Annotated in this window: 16 protein-coding genes and 2 pseudogenes; 14 read left to right on the forward strand and 4 right to left on the reverse strand. The window is 36.6% G+C overall.

Annotation, left to right across the window (positions count from 1 at the left end; all coding sequences use genetic code 11):
* The first annotated feature begins 75 nt into the window (after nucleotides 1–75).
* The 7 genes and pseudogenes from LDX58_RS16675 to LDX58_RS16705 all read left to right on the forward strand — a co-directional run bounded on the left by LDX58_RS16675 (nucleotide 76) and on the right by LDX58_RS16705 (nucleotide 7,042).
* Nucleotides 76–1,212, forward strand: coding sequence for a sensor histidine kinase (locus LDX58_RS16675; protein WP_227937949.1), 1,137 nt, complete (start codon nucleotides 76–78; stop codon nucleotides 1,210–1,212).
* Nucleotides 1,209–1,808, forward strand: coding sequence for a response regulator transcription factor (locus LDX58_RS16680; protein WP_227937950.1), 600 nt, complete (start codon nucleotides 1,209–1,211; stop codon nucleotides 1,806–1,808). Before LDX58_RS16675 ends, LDX58_RS16680 begins: the two co-directional genes overlap by 4 nt.
* A gap of 135 nt (nucleotides 1,809–1,943) precedes the next feature.
* A pseudogene (locus LDX58_RS16685) lies at nucleotides 1,944–2,626 on the forward strand (acetate uptake transporter).
* Nucleotides 2,627–3,292: 666 nt separating this feature from the next.
* The gene (locus LDX58_RS16690; RefSeq protein ID WP_227937951.1) at nucleotides 3,293–4,126 is read left to right on the forward strand and encodes a hypothetical protein; all 834 of its coding nucleotides are present in this window, start codon (nucleotides 3,293–3,295) and stop codon (nucleotides 4,124–4,126) included.
* A 30-nt stretch (nucleotides 4,127–4,156) separates the two neighbouring features.
* On the forward strand, nucleotides 4,157–5,254 hold the full coding sequence (locus LDX58_RS16695) for a glycosyltransferase family 4 protein (protein WP_227937952.1): 1,098 nt from the start codon (nucleotides 4,157–4,159) through the stop codon (nucleotides 5,252–5,254).
* On the forward strand, nucleotides 5,251–6,024 hold the full coding sequence (locus tag LDX58_RS16700) for a HipA family kinase (protein WP_227937953.1): 774 nt from the start codon (nucleotides 5,251–5,253) through the stop codon (nucleotides 6,022–6,024). Before LDX58_RS16695 ends, LDX58_RS16700 begins: the two co-directional genes overlap by 4 nt.
* Nucleotides 6,025–6,676: 652 nt before the next feature.
* On the forward strand, nucleotides 6,677–7,042 hold the full coding sequence (locus tag LDX58_RS16705) for a cupredoxin domain-containing protein (protein ID WP_227937954.1): 366 nt from the start codon (nucleotides 6,677–6,679) through the stop codon (nucleotides 7,040–7,042).
* 255 nt (nucleotides 7,043–7,297) lie between these two features.
* Here LDX58_RS16705 and LDX58_RS16710 read toward each other — a convergent pair whose 3' ends face one another.
* Entirely contained in the window at nucleotides 7,298–7,660 is a 363-nt protein-coding gene (locus tag LDX58_RS16710; protein ID WP_227937955.1) for a DUF2188 domain-containing protein, read from the reverse strand.
* A gap of 325 nt (nucleotides 7,661–7,985) precedes the next feature.
* Here LDX58_RS16710 and LDX58_RS16715 point away from each other — a divergent pair, with 325 nt between their 5' ends.
* From LDX58_RS16715 to LDX58_RS16740, 7 genes are all read left to right on the forward strand, one after another.
* Nucleotides 7,986–9,326, forward strand: a complete 1,341-nt coding sequence (locus LDX58_RS16715; protein WP_227937956.1) for a cytochrome ubiquinol oxidase subunit I — start codon at nucleotides 7,986–7,988, stop codon at nucleotides 9,324–9,326.
* Entirely contained in the window at nucleotides 9,323–10,339 is a 1,017-nt protein-coding gene (locus LDX58_RS16720) for a cytochrome d ubiquinol oxidase subunit II (protein WP_227937957.1), read from the forward strand. The genes LDX58_RS16715 and LDX58_RS16720 overlap by 4 nt, the downstream gene beginning before the upstream one ends.
* Nucleotides 10,340–10,353: 14 nt before the next feature.
* On the forward strand, nucleotides 10,354–10,455 hold the full coding sequence (cydS, locus tag LDX58_RS26795; RefSeq protein ID WP_372459223.1) for a cytochrome bd oxidase small subunit CydS family protein: 102 nt from the start codon (nucleotides 10,354–10,356) through the stop codon (nucleotides 10,453–10,455).
* Between the two features lie 3 nt (nucleotides 10,456–10,458).
* Nucleotides 10,459–12,174: a thiol reductant ABC exporter subunit CydD gene (gene cydD / locus LDX58_RS16725; protein ID WP_227937958.1), complete on the forward strand. Its 1,716-nt coding sequence runs from the start codon at nucleotides 10,459–10,461 to the stop codon at nucleotides 12,172–12,174.
* On the forward strand, nucleotides 12,174–13,892 hold the full coding sequence (gene cydC / locus LDX58_RS16730; protein WP_227937959.1) for a thiol reductant ABC exporter subunit CydC: 1,719 nt from the start codon (nucleotides 12,174–12,176) through the stop codon (nucleotides 13,890–13,892). Before cydD ends, cydC begins: the two co-directional genes overlap by 1 nt.
* Nucleotides 13,893–14,106: 214 nt before the next feature.
* A complete protein-coding gene (locus LDX58_RS16735) occupies nucleotides 14,107–14,622 on the forward strand; it encodes a hypothetical protein (RefSeq protein ID WP_227937960.1) in 516 nt (171 codons plus the stop codon).
* 243 nt (nucleotides 14,623–14,865) lie between these two features.
* Nucleotides 14,866–15,684, forward strand: coding sequence for an Fpg/Nei family DNA glycosylase (locus LDX58_RS16740; protein WP_308017552.1), 819 nt, complete (start codon nucleotides 14,866–14,868; stop codon nucleotides 15,682–15,684).
* A 72-nt stretch (nucleotides 15,685–15,756) separates the two neighbouring features.
* Here the strand turns inward: LDX58_RS16740 and LDX58_RS26060 are convergent, their stop codons facing one another.
* The 3 genes and pseudogenes from LDX58_RS26060 to LDX58_RS16750 form a co-directional block, all read right to left on the reverse strand.
* Nucleotides 15,757–16,275 (reverse strand): methyl-accepting chemotaxis protein, encoded by a 519-nt coding sequence (locus tag LDX58_RS26060; RefSeq protein ID WP_308017554.1) that lies wholly within the window; start codon nucleotides 16,273–16,275, stop codon nucleotides 15,757–15,759.
* A 240-nt stretch (nucleotides 16,276–16,515) separates the two neighbouring features.
* A pseudogene (locus LDX58_RS26065) lies at nucleotides 16,516–16,737 on the reverse strand (protoglobin domain-containing protein); the annotation flags it as partial.
* Nucleotides 16,738–16,852: 115 nt separating this feature from the next.
* Nucleotides 16,853–17,242: an EAL domain-containing protein gene (locus LDX58_RS16750; protein ID WP_227937962.1), complete on the reverse strand. Its 390-nt coding sequence runs from the start codon at nucleotides 17,240–17,242 to the stop codon at nucleotides 16,853–16,855.
* Nucleotides 17,243–17,546: the final 304 nt, after the last annotated feature.

The raw sequence follows: 17,546 nt of genomic DNA on the forward strand, positions 1-17,546 counted from the left end.
GAATAGCAAGAATGCTCGATGAAGTTCAGTGTAAAAGAAGATTTATTTTTAATAGAGAAGAGAGAGGGGGTTATTATGCAAAGTTGGTATAACATTTTTCCGAAAAATACAGGGCTAAGTATCTATGTATGGATCATTTTTTGTTTATTACCTTTCTATTTTATCTTTAGATCCTCTACAGGTATAGAGATTATTTTTGGCTTTATTATGATTTTGATATTTTTTGTTGCATATCGGCTATCCTTTATCTCAAAAAGTTGGCTTGTTTATCTTTGGGTAGGTATTGAAATGGCGATCAGCATTGGGATGACCTTGTTTTATGGCTACGTTTACTTTGCTCTTTTCTTAGCATTTTTCATTGGAAACATACAAAGTAAAATGGGTTATTTCACTTTGTATGTCGTTCATCTTTTAACAACTATTATTGCGGCAAGTTTGAGTTTTTTCACGCAAAATGAATTGTTTTTTGCTCAGTTTCCATTTATTATTCTTTCTGTCATAGGCGTTATTCTGCTGCCATTTAATACATATAATCGTAATAAACGTGAAAAACTGGAAGGTCAGTTAGAAGACGCAAATGAACGAATTGCCCAGCTGATGGTTATGGAAGAGCGTCAGCGTATTGCACGCGATTTACATGACACGCTTGGCCAAAAATTATCATTAATTGGATTGAAAAGTGATCTAGCTAAAAAATTAGTTGAGATAAATCCTGATTCGGCAAAAGTGGAAATAAGTGATATCAATCAAACAGCAAGAACTGCGTTGAAAGAAGTGCGTGAAATGGTGTCAGATATGCGCGGCGCAAAGTTAGAAGATGAAATGATTCATATTCAGCAAATTCTAAAAGCTGCTCAAATGGAATTTAGGTTGGAAGGAACAGCCAAGCTAACCAACACGCCTTTATACGTCGAAAGTGTTGTGAGTATGTGTATGAAAGAGGCAGTAACCAATGTTATAAAGCATAGTCAGGCAACCACCTGTAAAGTGATCATTCAGGAGTCGCCCGATGAACTACAAATCATGATACAGGATAATGGGATTGGAATCTCAGATAAAAGTGATTCTGCTAAAGGTTATGGGCTTCGCGGGATGAGAGAACGGTTGGAGTTTGTAAATGGTAGTTTAGACATTGTAATATCAGATGGAACAATTCTTGATATTCGGGTGCCGAATGTCATTCAACAAATGACACAGGAGGGATTGACTTGATTCGAATTGTAATTGCCGAAGATCAGCGGATGTTACTTGGGGCTCTTGGTTCTTTACTTGATTTGGAAGAGGATATGGAAGTGGTTGGTAAAGCGAGGAACGGGGAAGAAGCGTTGACTTTAGTGAAGCAGCACCAGCCTGATATTTGCATCATGGATATTGAAATGCCAGTTAAAACTGGACTTGATGCGGCAGAAGAATTGATCGATCAACCTTGTAAAGTCATTATTTTAACTACTTTTGCCCGTGCCGGATACTTTGAGCGTGCACGAAACGCTGAAGTCAGTGGATATTTGTTGAAAGACAGTCCTAGTGAAGAATTAGCGAATTCCATTCGTACGATTATGGATGGACGACGTATTTACGCTCCGGAGTTAGTGGATCTAGCTTACGATAACAAAAATCCCCTGACTAAGCGCGAGAAGCAGGTGATGGAATTGATTGCCGATGGGAAAAGCACAAACGAGATTGCGAAAGAGCTCTACCTTACAAATGGCACTGTCCGCAATTACATCTCCGTTATACTTGATAAGTTAGATGTCAGTAACCGAATTGAGGCTATCTCGAGGTTTAAGGAAAAAGGCTGGTTTAAATAATATTAGACTTAGGCAATTTCTGACGGTTTAATTATATTTTTAGGCAGGTACGTAAGCATTAAAAATAACAAAGCACCCCTACTTCTAGATGGTTTTTATCCCATATAAAGGTAGGGGTGCTTTATTGTGATTAGAATGTATCTCCATCTCTTTCCTGATAAATCGACTATTTCATGTGTATTTGTGGAGCCTCAGAATCAAACACAGATAAAAATAACAACAGCAGTTCCATCCGCGTTAGGCTTGTTAGGTCTAGCAATGGTAACATTTGTAGCATCATCACAAAAGCTAGGATTGACTAGGGACTTTCTTTTATCTTTCCGTGGGCTTTTTTCTGAGGTGGAATAGAGCAGGTAATTGCTGCGATACTAGATTCAAAGTATAATAATATTTTTGGCAAAACGGCGTTTGGTGCGTTTGGCTTGGAACAACATAGTTGATTCAGTTAGGTTTTTTTGGAGAAAACCTCGCTAAAAATGGAGATCCTAAACAACTTGGATTTGCATTTCTTGGCTATTTAATTTTCAGTATCTTTATGACAATTGGTGTAATGGAAACACATAAAGTTTTGTTTTTATTTTTGTCTTAATTGATTTTCTATTTATTGGATTAATTCCAAGTTCTTTACATGTTATGTTTGATGCAACCCATATGATAGCTGCAGTAGCAGAATGGGTATTGCTTTACTCTCTTTCTATGGTTCAGCAGCAGTTGTGTTAAACATACAGCTCGGAAAAGTTTTCTTACCCGTAGGCAAACCGGTTGGGATATTAAAAAATAATATTGTTTTAAAATTAAGTATTGTACAAGTAGTCTAACACGTATACTGTACTACTTTAGAATGAATATCGGAGCATCTATACTCAAGTGAGTATAGGTGCTTTTTCTGTAAAGTGAAAAACACTGAGCATAGAAAACGCTAACAAAGGTAAGTGAGGGAGTCAAAAAAGGCTTGAATAAAGCCCAAAACCTCGAACAAAAGGGAAAAAGGGAGTTAAAAAGCTTGAATAAAGCCCAAAACCTCAAACAAAAAAGGGAAAAGGGAGTTAAAAAGCTTGAATAAAGCCTAAAACCTTGAACAAAAGGGAAAAAGGGAGTTAAAAGGCTTGAATAAAGTTCAAAACCTCGAACAAAAGGAATAAGAGGGAGTCAGAAAAATGCAATAAAGCCGGAATCGATGCTTAAACTGTACCTCTTTGCAAATAAACGCTAGGCAGCCTGATCCCTGGGAGACAAAATACTCTGATATGTCGCCAATTCACATATTCCACTCCTCTAGACTTTAATGATTCCAACCCTGTTCCACTTTTTAGTAAATTAACACAAATTCTTAATACTTGGACAAATAGCGTTCCAAATATTCAACAAATCTATATAAATAATAATAAACAACCACCCCATTGTACTAGATTGAAAGAATAGATTGATTTAAGAGAATTACTGAATGATTGTTTGAAAATGAAAGAAAAGAGGAGGTCGCGGAAATGAGTGCACTCGACTGCAAAGAAATTGAAAGGCATGTCAAGAAAATTAAAGTGAAGAATTATGAGGATGAAGATGTTTTTGTCGTTAATAATTCTGCTCTTGAAATGATAGGGAAGGGAAGACAAGGTGCTGTTTTTTTAATTACAGATGACATTTGTGTGAAAGTATATGGTGATGTCGACGACTGTGAACGGGAGCATTACGCGATGTCTTTAGGTCAACATACATCACTCCTACCAAAAATTTATTGTAAAGGAAACAACTTTTTAGTAATGGAAATGGTGTATGGTGTCGATTTACGTGAATATATGCAATCCCAGCCATTAACAGAAGAACTTTCTCACGAGCTTATTAAAATGCTGATTACATTTAAAGAAATTGGCTATGAGCGTATTGATCATCATAAAAGACAAATTTATTTACAGAATGATGGCTCATTAAAAGTAATTGATGTTGGAAGAACGGTTTGGAGAAACAGAACTTACCCGTATCCACGTAAGCTTTTGCAAAGCTTAGGAGTTGACTATAGAAACTTATTTATAGAGCATGTGAAAAAAATCGATTCAGACCTTTATGAAGAGTGGGAGTATTATATGAGAATGGAGGAAATATCAAAAAGATTATATGGTGTACTTGTAAATAAAGAAAAGGTTGATACAAAGCAGCTTAAGCAAGAAACAAATAAATTGTTAACAACAAAAGACCCTGATATGCATTATAAGAGTTTAGAAAATCTTGTTAGTAAGGTAGTAAAAGAACAAAGTAAGAGAGAAAAAGAAAAACAAGAAAAAAGAAAAAAAGGAAAATCAAAGAAGAAAAAAGATAAAAAGTAATAAGGTCAACCATAAAGGATGTGATATAGATTGAAAATCTTAGTCATTTGGCGTTTATTGACGGTTGGTGGGGTAAATGCTGGGTGGAGGAACCGAGCGATTTATTTTAAGAAACACGGCATTACTACTGATTTCCTTTATACTAAAGACCTTGGCGGAATGCATATGATGGAAGACGTTGCCGAAGTATTTTTAACAAAAGATAAAGATAAGATTCACCAAATTATTAAAGGGAATCAGTACGATGCTATTATCGTTGTTGATACAAGCCAAGCATATACATGGATTGAGGAAACGAATTATAAAGGCCCTATAATTATCGAAGCACGCACCCCTGAAATTACCAAACTAAAACAGAATTTGCAAGGAAAAGAAAAAATTAATCCAAAAAAATTTATTGTTCCTTCTGAATATCAAAAAGGCGTCCTATCTATTTTACTAGATCAACCAAAACCAATCGAAGTTATCCACAATTCTATCGATACATCGTTTTTTCGCCCCCTTGAAAAAGAAGAAATGAATCAGGGAAATGAACCAGTTTTGCCAGAGAATAAAAAAATAGTCGCTTATATTGGTCGACTAGATCATCGAAAAAATTGGCGTTTATTTCTAAAGATTGCAGAGATGGTATCTAAGGAAAGAAAGGATATCGAGTTTTGGGTAATTGGTGGAAACAAAAGTGTTGAAAAGGAATTGTTTGAAAAGGAGCGGAAGAATAAAAAATTAGGCGATGTTGTAAAATGGTTTCCTGTTATTCCCTATCATCAAATGCCAACTATCTATGCAAAAATAAAGCATTCAGGTGGGTGTACGATTGCGACAACTCGCTCAGAATCTTTCGGAAATACGTTCATCGAATCCATGGCATGTGGCGTTCCTGTTATTGCACCAAGTATATCTTCTATCCCAGAGATTGTCGTAAACGGTGAAACAGGTTATCTATATCGAGAAAATTATATAAGGGGTGCGGCTGAGCATATATATCGAATTGTAAATCGGCCAAATCAATATGAGAAACTTTCGAATAAAGCAAGGGAGCGAGTTGAAAAGATGTTTTCTCTATCTCTTTGTGCTAATAAGTATATTGAAACATTAAAGGAAATAACAAAGGGGAGGGGAAATAAGTGAAACCGACCTCTTATCAGAAGCTCTTTGAAAGTAAAACGAATAATGCACACCTTATTACCTTCGATGACGGCAATGATTATGTCGTAAAACTGTATAAAGAAACTGAAAGAAAAGCGCTCATTAATGAGTGGGTTGCTTATTGTTTTGCACGCTTTTTGAGGTTGCCAATACCATATTCTTATCTAGTAGAGATCCCTAAAGAATTCTTTGATAAGATTCCTAAGAGTACTGACACTAAATACACCTCCAAACAGTTTGCAAGTAAGTATATAAATAATTGTAAGAACGGTCACGAAGTAAACGTTACGAACATTACGAACTATTCTAATCTGGCCAAGATTATCGTTTTTGATTATTGGTTATATAATGTAGATAGAACTCGGAAAAATATTCTACTACAAGAAAACACACCCACGAGTCACTACTGTTGGATTATTGATAATGCCGATAGTTTTGGTTCAATATCTTGGACAATTAATGACCTTGAGAATCGTCCTCAAACTATAATTGAAAGTGCGACCCATCAAATGCTCGCGAAACATGTTAAAAAAGAGAAGGACTTTAAAAAGGCAATTCAATTAATTCAAGTTATTCCAACACAATTAATAGAGGAAATCGTATCGAGCATTCCAGAAGATTGGAATTTATCATCTGATGAAAAACAAGAATTAATAAAAACTCTTAACTTCAGACGTTACTTTACGCTGCACCTGTTAATTGAGAAATTTATTAGAAAAGTATACCGTCCTCTTCAGACTAATAAAAGTTGAACAACTCTTTAGTAAAACAATTCTGTGATCGATACTTAGAGTTGTTTTTTATGTGCTCCGAAAATGGATGAAATTGATGATCATTTTTTCCCGAAATAGAATAAACCTATTGCGATCCAAATAATCATGATCATTAAACAGAAAATAAATATAGGAATGCACCGAATTGATAAATAAGCGGAACAGATGCGGCAGTGAATGGTCCGCCCCCGACCGTTCAAACCATTTTTCTAGAATCATTCGAAGCGCTAAAAAAACAAACGCCGCAATATTCCATACGATACCAGTTAAAGCTAGTAGAGCGTGATCAAAAAGGTACTCTATAATACTTGCAATGGCTCCGTTCGCTACTCGTCTTTCCTAATAAGAGGAGAATCCGATTAATATAATACTAAATCCAATCATATCAGCCGACATAATAACCCTCCTTAACAAAAAATAAGAAAGTCTCAAGTGAAAAAGAATTTTAATATATTCTTAAAAAGCCGTTCCCATTGCAATAAAAATGAAACATATAGGGAAAGTAGTTTCATTATGCCTTAAGGTTGGTAAAGTATAAGAGATTGTTCAAAATGGTCAGTTTTTACCCTAATTGAATAACCTCGAAGCAATCAGCGAGTGAAGTCAATGCAAAATGTAAGGGGGGAAGTTAATGTCTTATAGAAATTTGACTATTTATTTTCTGGTAGGAATGGTCTTTATGATCGTAGGTTGTAGTAATGAGATGGAGACGTCAATCGAAGTGGAAGGAAGGGACTTTGAATACATTCCTGAAGAAATAACTATTCCAAAAGGGGAAGAGATCACTCTAACTTTTAATAATCGTGGTAATGTATTTCATAATCTAATTATAGAACCTATTGATATTTCGAATGGAGAAAATGAAATCCGACTAGAAGCTAACCCTAATCAGGAAGATTCTATCACTTTTATAGCAAATAAAGCAGGAAAGTATGAAATGTTTTGTGATGAAGAGGGACATGAAGAAATGGTGGGAACCTTAATTGTAGAAGAATAGAAAATAAGTCTTCTCCTATCTAAGAGGCTACTGAAAAAGGGTGACTTTCTTTTTTTAGTAGCCTCTTAAGCAATGAGTGAAGCCGTTGCGATTGGTGTAAGACGCTTCTCACACCTTTAAGCCTGCTATGAGTGGGTTTCTCATAGCAGGCGAAGTCACTGTCGCTTCCTCAAAGTGCTAAAGGTCGGATTTTAACTTTTTCAGTGCCCTCGCTTCTAATGGAGAAGGCTTGATGGGGACTCGCTTAGCTTTTACCTAACGTGAAAAATTTTGTTGTCGCTCAATTGATCCATCTTGTCTGTGTATAATAAGACTTGTTTCTTGATTACTAGCAACCATTTGAGCTTTTTTTAGTGCTTCTGCTTTTGTATCAAATATATGACTAGCTTTATCGGCATTTTCTCTTCGTATTGCCCAACCATCTGAGTGTGGGACTAAATGATGAGGAGGCGTTTGTTCACCTACCCATTTTTTTGCTTGTGCTATACCAATAGCGATCGATCTTCCTTCTTCATAGCCTTCTTCAACAAGTTTATTAGCAATATCAATTGCTTTGTCCCTAATCGGTCCTTCAAGATTTTTCATAGAGTCAGGATAATCGTGCTTATCCCAAGGCATGAATATCAACTCCTTTAAATATTTAATTATGGATGGTTTACCCGTTTAATGGGTTGTGAAACTAGTTTTTATACACTGATTTATAGAGACGGAGGAACGTTGTAATTGGTAGTGTTTAAATATTTTATTTTAGGGGAAAGCGATCACAAATAAGCAGACTCTTTCTAATTTACATTTTTAGGATTATTATAGTGTGAAATTGTATTTTGTCATTAATTGATCACTTCTCTGTAACTAAATCGTATAATTTGTGATGTATTTCACATACATATAGCATATACAATATTCATATCTCCAATAGAAACATTTAAAGAGGAGGAAGAAAATGGAGTCTGTAGAATTTAGCCGTTATTTAACGATGCTGACACTGTCAGTACATGTGATTTTTGCAACGGTCGGCGTCGGCGTTCCGATCATGATAACAATTGCTCACTGGTTGGGTTTAAAAAGACAAGATGAGCATTATTTATTACTAGCTAAACGCTGGGCGCGCGGCTATGTAATTAGTGTAGCTGTTGGTGTAGTAACCGGTACGGCGATTGCGTTACAGTTAGCACTTTTATGGCCTCGTTTTATGGAATTTGCCGGTCAGCTTGTTGCGCTTCCTTTATTTATGGAAACATTCGCCTTTTTCTTTGAAGCTATTTTTCTTGGGATTTATTTATATACATGGGATCGTTTTAAGAATCCAAAGCTTCATTTTTATTTACTTGCACCAGTTGTTTTAGGTTCTGCCATGTCAGCATTATTTATTACATCGGTGAATGCGTTTATGAATGCACCACAAGGCTTTACGCTAGTCGATGGTCAGTTGACAAACATTCAGCCGTTACTTTCGATGTTTAATCCTGCAATGCCTACGAAAGTGGCACACGTTTTATCTTCTGCTTATATGACAACAGCATTCTTACTAGCATCGATTGCAGCTTTTCATTTATGGAAGGGGAATCGTCATCCGTATCATCGTAAGGCACTTGCATTAACGATGAAGGTTGCGCTTATTTTCTCAATTGCGACAGCACTTATCGGTGATTTGTCAGGGAAGTATCTTGCAGAATATCAACCCGAGAAACTAGCGGCAGCAGAATGGCATTTTGAAACAGAAGGGGAGGCACCGCTCGTTCTCTATGGTGTGTTAACAGAAACGAATGAAGTGAAGTATGCGATTAAGATTCCTTATGCACTTAGTTTCCTTGTACACAGCAATCCAACTGGAGTCGTAACAGGGTTGAATGACATCCCTGAGGAAGTCCACCCACCATATTTTATTCATTACTTTTTTGACATTATGGTTACGATTGGGATTGGGCTTACGTTTCTTTCGCTGCTTTATTGGGTGGCCCTCTCTCGTAATTGGTCATTTATTAAAACACGTGCATTCCGGTTATTGCTTGTCGCATCTGGGCCGTTAGCGATGGTTGCGATTGAAGCGGGCTGGTGGTTTACAGAGATGGGACGTCAGCCGTGGATTATGAATGGATTTATGAGAACCGCTGATGGAGCAACGGATTCACCTTATGTAGGCTTTATGTTCATTGCTTTTGCTGTGCTCTATATCATCCTAGTGTCTGGAACAGCCGTAGTGTTAACACGTATGTTCAAAAAGAATCCTGTTGAGCGTGAATTAGAGAAAGATTCTATTGAACAAAGGAGTGTGGCGAAATGACGATTGAGGTGATAGGAATTTCAGTTTTGTGGATGTTCCTGTTCGGCTATGTCATTGTAGCGTCTATTGATTTTGGAGCTGGATTCTTCAATGCATCGACAATTATTACTAGAAAAAATCATATCGTAAACAGTGTGATTCAGCGGTACTTGTCTCCTGTCTGGGAAATCACCAATGTGTTTCTTGTGTTCTTTTTTATTGGGATGATTGGATTTTTCCCAAAGACTGCGTACTATTTCGGTACCGTGTTATTAATACCAATAAGCATTTCAATTATTTTGTTAGCGCTGCGTGGAAGTTATTATGCTTTTGGAACATATGGAACAAAAGGACATATTGGTTATACCCTTATGTATGGGGTAACCGGTGTTCTGATCCCAGCCTCATTGTCGACGGCTTTAATTGTGTCCCAAGGAGGTTTTATTCGTGACACGCAAGCAGGGGGAATAGAGTTGGATTATCTTGCTCTGTTTACAAGTCCATTCGCATGGTCGATTGTCGCACTTAGTCTTGTGAGCGTGTTATTTATTTCGGCTAGCTTCCTGGCTTATTATTCTTCTGTTGCAAAAGACAAAGAGGCGCTAAAGCTATTCCAACGTTACACATGGATTTGGAGCTTTCCAACGATTGTGACAGCGATTGGAATCATTATTGAGATGAAATGGCATAATCCTTCTCACTTTGAAGGTTTAATTTCTCTTTGGTGGCTGTTTGCTTTATCATTTGTTTGTTTTATTGCTAGTTTATGGCTATTGAAAAAAAGAGAATTTGGATGGTCTTTTATATTCGTAGTCTTTCAGTTTGCACTTGCTTTTTATGGTTATGGATTATCCCGTTACCCTTATTTATTGTATCCGAATCTAACAATCTATGATGGGTTTACGAATGAAACGATGGCTTATGCGCTTATCACGGCGTTTATCTTTGGGTTTGTGCTATTGATCCCGTCCCTTTATTTAGTCTTTAAATTATTTATTATGAACAAGCCTTACATTCAAAAAAGAAAATCTTAAGGGAGGAAGCGAACATGCATAATTTCTTAATTTTTTACGCACCGCTCCTAGTTGTTGTGTTTGCCATGATCACTTCCGTATTCGTCGCAGTAAAAAGCACGAAATATGAGGATTAAGTAATGAAGTCACTTCAGAAGCTCGCATCTGCTCAGAAGGGACGCTATTATGCACTATTTATTTTGGCTTTTGTTTTAGGGTTTGTCATTATTTTGCAAGCCTTTATGATCGTTACGATTGTGGATGATCTTTTTCTAAATAAACAAACGTTTGATCAAATTTACCTTTTCTTATTTGGTTTATTGGGTGTGCTTATTGTTAGAGCGTTTCTTTCTTATTGGAGTGGTCAAATTGGTGTCAAAATGGCTGCTGTAGTAAAAAGGTCCTTTCGAGAGAAGTTGCTTAAAGCTCATTCGCGTAATTCATTAGTCGCATCCTATAAAGGACAGTCCGGTGAAAAAGTGAGTGTAATACTAGATGCGGTAGATGAGTTGGATAGTTTTTTTAGTAAATATGTTCCGCAACGAATTTTGACGACAGTCGTTCCGCTCATGATCTTAGTCGTTATATTTAGCCAGCATCTGTACTCCGGTCTTATTATCATCTTAACTGCACCGTTCATCCCGCTTTTTATGATCATTATTGGCGGGTCAACTCAACGTAAATCAGAAGCCCAGCTTGATAGCTTAGCGGCGTTCTCGGGTCGCTTTCTTGATACACTTCAAGGTCTGGTTAGTTTGAAATTGTACGGTAGATCCAAACAGTATAAAGATGTTATTCGCCGGAGTAGCCTAGACTTTCGTAATGCGACAATGAGTATATTGAAAGTAGCGTTTACCTCCTCTTTAATGCTTGAGTTTATTTCGATGCTGAGTATTGGACTTGTGGCATTGGAGTTAGGGTTACGGCTTGTTGTATTTAGTGAGATTAGTTTTTTTACAGCTTTTTTCATTCTTTTATTAGTGCCGGAGTTTTACGCTTCCCTTAAGGAGTTAGGTAGCGCTTTCCATGCGGGACGTAGTAGCCTTGGCGCTGCTGTGAAAATAGATAAAGAACTTGAAAAAGGAGATAAAGTGATGGAGTGGGGCAACCGTCTACTCCCTACGAATCCTGTGTCGATTGAATTAGAGAATGTACAATTTCAATATAGATCAGAGGGTTTTACCTTGAAAGATATAAATGTACACATCCCGCCTTTAAGTCAAGTTGCTATTGTCGGTAAAAGTGGTACAGGTAAAACGACTTTATTACATGTGATAGCAGGGTTGTTACCTCCTTTAAACGGTCAGATCCTAGTGGACGGACGGATACGTTCGGATTATAAGGAAGAAGAATGGTTTGGAACAATCGGTTATATTACACAGCATCCTTATTTATTTGCAGGGACCATTTCAGAGAATATCGCTCTTGGTGTCGATGCAACAAAAGATGAAATCAAGAAGGCGGCTTGTAAAGCTGGCATTTCTGATTTAATTCAAACCCTGTCAGATGGATATGACACGAAGATTGGAGAAGGTGGCAGAGGGCTATCTGGAGGAGAAAAACAGAGGATTGCGCTCGCACGTACCTTTTTAAAAAAACCATCGATTATTTTGTTTGACGAACCAACAACAGGGCTTGATTTATTTACTGAGCAGATACTTTTGAAATCCATTCAAGAACTAGCGCAGCGTTCGACAATTATTACCGTCGCTCATCGATTACAGACGATCAAGCATGCTAGTCATATTCTTTTTCTGGAACAAGGTACTTTAGTGGCACAAGGAACACATGACCATTTAAAGGCATCTGTTCCTGCTTATCTAGAGTTATTTTCTAGACAAGAGGAGGAGCATTGATGAAAGAGCTTATAGGCATTGTTGGTTTCATTATGATGAAAAAGAAAGATGTAATCCTATCTATCGTGTTTGGCTATTTAGCAGGTGTAACAGCGGTCGGTTTGTTTGCAGCAAACGGATACTTAATCTCACGCGCTGCTCTTGAGCCTCCGCTTTATGTATTAATTACGATGGTCGCAGTTGTGAAGATTGGAAGCTTTTTACGTGGACTCAGTCGTTATGCAGAACGATATTATTCACATCGAGCGACATTTACGATGCTGAGTGATGTACGAGTTTATTTTTATGAAAGGCTTGAACTCCATGCGCCTCGTTTGTTCCAACAGTATCGAAGCGGGGATCTTTTAGCACGGATTGTCGGAGATGTTGAAAGCTTGCAGAACTTTTTCCTCCGTGTGTTATATCCTCCAATCATTATGATTATGGTATTTGTAAGTACGATTGTATTTGTCTCTTTTTATTCTATTTCTATCGTGATATTACTAATGTGCGGACTGTTTTTGACAGGATTAATCATTCCAGTCTGGTTTGCAAAACAACAGAAAAAAACGAGCAGCAAAATACGTGAGGAGCGAGCTTATTTATCTTCGGAAGTAACGGAGTGGTTTCATGGCTTTCGTGAATTGAAGATTCATCAAAAGCTAGAAGAGAAAGAGCAACAACTTTTATCGGCTTCCGATGCTTATATCAAGGAACAGCAACGAGAAGGGATTCAGTCTAGCAATAATCAGTCTATTAATCTGGCATTCTCATTATTCATTTCTTGGTCGGTGTTAGCTGTAGGCGCATTCTTAGTAGCTAACGGAGATTTGGATGGTTTGTTTTTAGCGATGCTTGTCATGGTTAGTTTGACCGTGTTTGAGCATTCTACACCGATGGCGGCTTTCCCTATTTATTATGAAGATAGTGAAAGAGCAGCGAAACGTTTGTATTCAGTTGTAGAAAAGGATCAAGAAAAAGAGTCCTTATCCAAAGAAGTAAACGGAATTTCAAATGACGCACCGTCAATTGAATTAAAACAGCTCAATTTCACTTTTCCTGATGAGCATCGCAATGCATTAAATCATGTGAATTTATTTTTGCCGGCGGGTTCGAAAACGGCTATTGTCGGGCCAAGTGGGTCAGGAAAATCGACTCTATTACAGCTTATTCTTAACTTATATCCAGTAACAGAAGGAGAAATTTATTTGAGTGGGGTGCCAGTTAGTCATATTGAACAAGAGAGCCTTTGGAAAAGGACAAACGTAGTGCTTCAAGAGAATCACTTTTTCTTTGGAACGATCAAAGAAAACCTCTTATTGTCGACCGACTTGTGGTCAGATGAACAATTACAACAACTGTTACAGGATGCTGATTTAGCTGGTTTTTCTTTATCCGATCAGGTAATGGAGAAAGGTCAAAATTTATCTGGCGGTGAAAAGCAGCGACTGGCGATGGCTCGTGCTATTGCAAAAGGAGCCTCCTTATGGCTTCTTGATGAGCCTACTTCATCTTTAGATTCATGGACGGAACGCCGTCTTTATGATCTCTTATATCACCGAGCTAAGAACGATACGGTAGTCGTTGTCAGCCACCGACTTGCAGGGTTAGAGCTAATGGATCAAATTATAGTGATGGATCAAGGGAAGGTCGTTGAAAACGGTACTTTCACTGAGCTTTTAGAGGCAAAAGGTTATTTTTATAAACTCAAGCAAGTCGAGAAAGTCATTTTACAATAAAGTATGTAAAGCTGTGGTTCTCCTTAGGGAAAAGCATGAAGTTAGCTGGCTGGAAAACTTAAATTGTTTATATAGAAAAGGGAATCGAATTTATTCCCTTTTCTTGAATATAAAAAGAGTAGCATATAATCTTTTGCAGGGCTTTTATTATTTAATACATAATGGGTAAATAATACATAGGAGTTAAAAGCAGAAAGAGGTGGGGAGATAAATGATGTTTGATCCGACTATCTTTGAAAATCTTAAGGTTGCGATGGAAAATCATGTTTATGATCTTGATAATGTCACTGGGCAAATTGAGGTTACGAATCGAAAGGATCGTTTGGAAATGTCTGTAATGTCCAGAGAGTTTGCACTAGAATTCAACCTTGTTAATCAAAAAGAGGTAAGTGCCGAAATCATTTTATTAGCTTCTCTAAAGGATTTAGCAGCAGAAATTTTGGAAACACCTATTGTGAATCCTGGATGTACCTTACTAATCCGCTTTTATAAGCCAATAATAAATGTAACTTTAGAGTGTAGGCAAATTCAAACTCTTGTTCAGCGAATTTGGAACCAAGAGATCGAGCCAACTCAAACGTTAAGTTTTACTTATGGAGAAGCGAATAATCTGTACGACAATCAGATAGAAATTAAGTTTAATCGTCAGATAAATGAAGATCAGATGGCTGATATTCCTGAGCTTGTTGATCATGTTATGCAAACTCTCCTAGCACTAAATAGGATATAATGATAAAAGTAAGAGATTGATAAACCCCGTTTGAAAATGGAAACACTGGTTATTTTGTAATAAAGATCGCCAGAGAGCAAAACTTTAAGATGTTATAGAAAGACAGGGGAGATAAAGACATTTTTAAAAAAAGCAAGGTAACTTCATTTGTGAGGGACCTTGCTTTTTGGGTTGAAAAATAAGTCCCTGTATTTGATTGAATCTTGTACAGATACTAGAACCAATTAAATGTACAAAGGTAGGGTGAGGGTATTGCCGGAATTACCTGAAATGGAAAATTACAAACATTTATTAATGGAGAAGATTAGTGGTAAAAAAATTACCGAAGTTATTGTCACGAGAGAAAAAACAATTAACATGTCAGTTGATGAGTTTATAAATGAAGTAGAGGGTCGAACGATTATAAAGATTGAGCGCCGTGCGAAGCATCTAGTCTTTCAACTAGATTCAGGAAAAGGGCTATTGCTGCACCTGATGTTAGGTGGTCTTATGTATGTAGGTACTTTAAGTGATAGTCCTGACCGTACTAAACAAGTGACGCTTTCTTTTGGTGAGACTCAATTGTTCTTTATAGGTTTGCGGTTAGGTTATCTACATCTACTTTCGAAAGAAGAATTAGAAAAACAATTTAGAGACCTCGGTCCGGAACCACTAGACGCATCTTTCACATTAGAGGAATTTAATTCTGTGATGGGAAAGAGGGGAGGGGTGATCAAAACCACTTTAGTTAATCAAAAAGTAATGTCAGGTATTGGGGATTTATCTTCTGATGAAATTTGCTTTGTAGCCCAGTTACTACCGAAAAGACAAATGAATGAATTGAATAATCAAGAAAAAACAATGCTCTATACCAGTATTCAATCGGTGTTAAGAAGAGGAATTTCACTTGGAGGGTATATTGATTTACCTGTTTATAAAGGAGACATACTAACAGGGAGTTATAACGATAATTGTTATGTTTATGATCGTGAAGGTGAACCATGTCCTCGTTGTAGTGCCCCAATTATTAAAGATGTGATCTCTTCTCGAAAGACATTCTTTTGCCAACAATGCGAGAATTAAATAGCCGTGGTTAAGAATCTAATCAAGAAATCAACAAAGCTAGAATCAACAAGATTCTAGCTCTTAGCATTATTATAGACTGGACGTAATACCTGTTAATCGATCTGAAGCTGCAGCAACATGTTCAGCAGCTTGATTAATTTCTTCGAAGATCTCTGCTAAGTTTTTCATTTCGTCTGCAATCACAACATTTTGAAGCTTCATCTCTTCCATCGATTTTAAGATCTCATCAAAAAAATGATTCGTTTGGCTTGACTCGATCTTTCCTTTTTCAATTGATTTGTTGTTTTCTGCAATAGATTCTGACATCGTATTCGTATAGCGGTTAATTTCGTTTACTAGGCTAGATACTTCAGAAACTGTATCCTTTGTATTTTCAGCTAATTTACGAACTTCACTTGCTACAACAGCAAAACCTTTTCCATGTTCGCCTGCTCGAGCTGCTTCAATTGAGGCGTTTAAGGCAAGTAAGTTGGTTTGGTCAGCTATTGAAGTGACAATTTGTGAAATCTGTTCGATTTTTTTAGAGGTTGAAATTAGTTGCTCCATTTCAATTGAGATTTTTTTCATATTTCCTTGTGTACCAATCATAATCTGCTCTAAACTAATTAAACGTTTTTTTCCATCTTTTGATTTTGCCTCGGCTAAAACGGCGATACCTGAGCTGAATTCAGTAAGTTTTTTAATTTCAGTTGTTTTAAATGATATCTCTTGTAAGGAAGAACTTGTTTCTTCACTTACAGCCGCTAATTCTTCTGCATTTTTATTTACTTTATTTTTCAATTCATTCGTTTGAGCTTCAGCTTCATTTCGAATTCTCTCGGTTTCTAGTTCGTAAGCTTCTAAAACAAGTTGTTGTTCTAAATTTAAGATTTTTGTAACGGCTGTTATCGATTTTTTAAATTCATCTTTGTTCAAAGTATGTTGATCAATAATATCGACTAAAGAAAGCAACAAATCTTGGAATGCGCACATATACCATTTTGGTTGTAAACCGATTCGGACATGGACATGAGCTATTACATTTCGTTGTTTAATGAAAGCATCGTTAAGTTGACCACTAAATGGTGTTTCTCTTTCTTAAATCCAAAAAAATTACCCATTCTATACACATCCTCATTAACGATAAGTTAGTAAAAAACACCCTTATTTTCAATCAAATAAGAATCTAAAGCTGATTCAGATAAAGGTCTACTAAAAGAGAACCTTGTATCTCATTACAATTCTTTTCTTTCAGTAATTCTAATTGATCTTTTGTGTCAACCCCTTCAGCTATAACCGAGTACCCTAAAGTATGACTATTAATCGCATCAATAATAGCTAACTCTACTCGGTTATCTTGAATGTTAATTTCTTGAGGATGATGCCAACGAATAAGAGCCACTAAATCAACTATTTTGCCTGCTCGGATATACACTTTTGGCTGGTAGTAAAGTTCAAATTCATCTTTCTCAATAGCTTTTCTCAAACCTTTTTCTATTTTAAGTCTTTCAACAATGATTTCTTGTTGCTCATCACTATAGAATATATATCGGCTACCTGCCGTTTTTTTTTGCACTATACATGGCAATGTCAGCTTGTTTAAGTAATTCTTCAACGCCTGCGGATAAGACTAATACGAATACTTACAGAAAGATAAATTTCTTTGCCGAAGTTAAAAGGGATTTGAAAAAATCTCTTGAATAATCTGGTGAGCAAGCTGTTGAACTTCCTCTATGCTCTCATAAGGATAAATGAACTCTTCATCGTCATTACTACTAGAGGGTTAATCAAACGTTTGTTGTTTTAATGAATTACTATATATGTAAATTATCTCACACGAATTAATAGGGAGACTACTACTTTTTTTATAATTATATTTA

The organism is Alkalihalobacillus deserti, assembly GCF_020734105.1.
GTDB lineage: Bacteria > Bacillota > Bacilli > Bacillales > Bacillaceae_D > Halalkalibacter > Halalkalibacter deserti.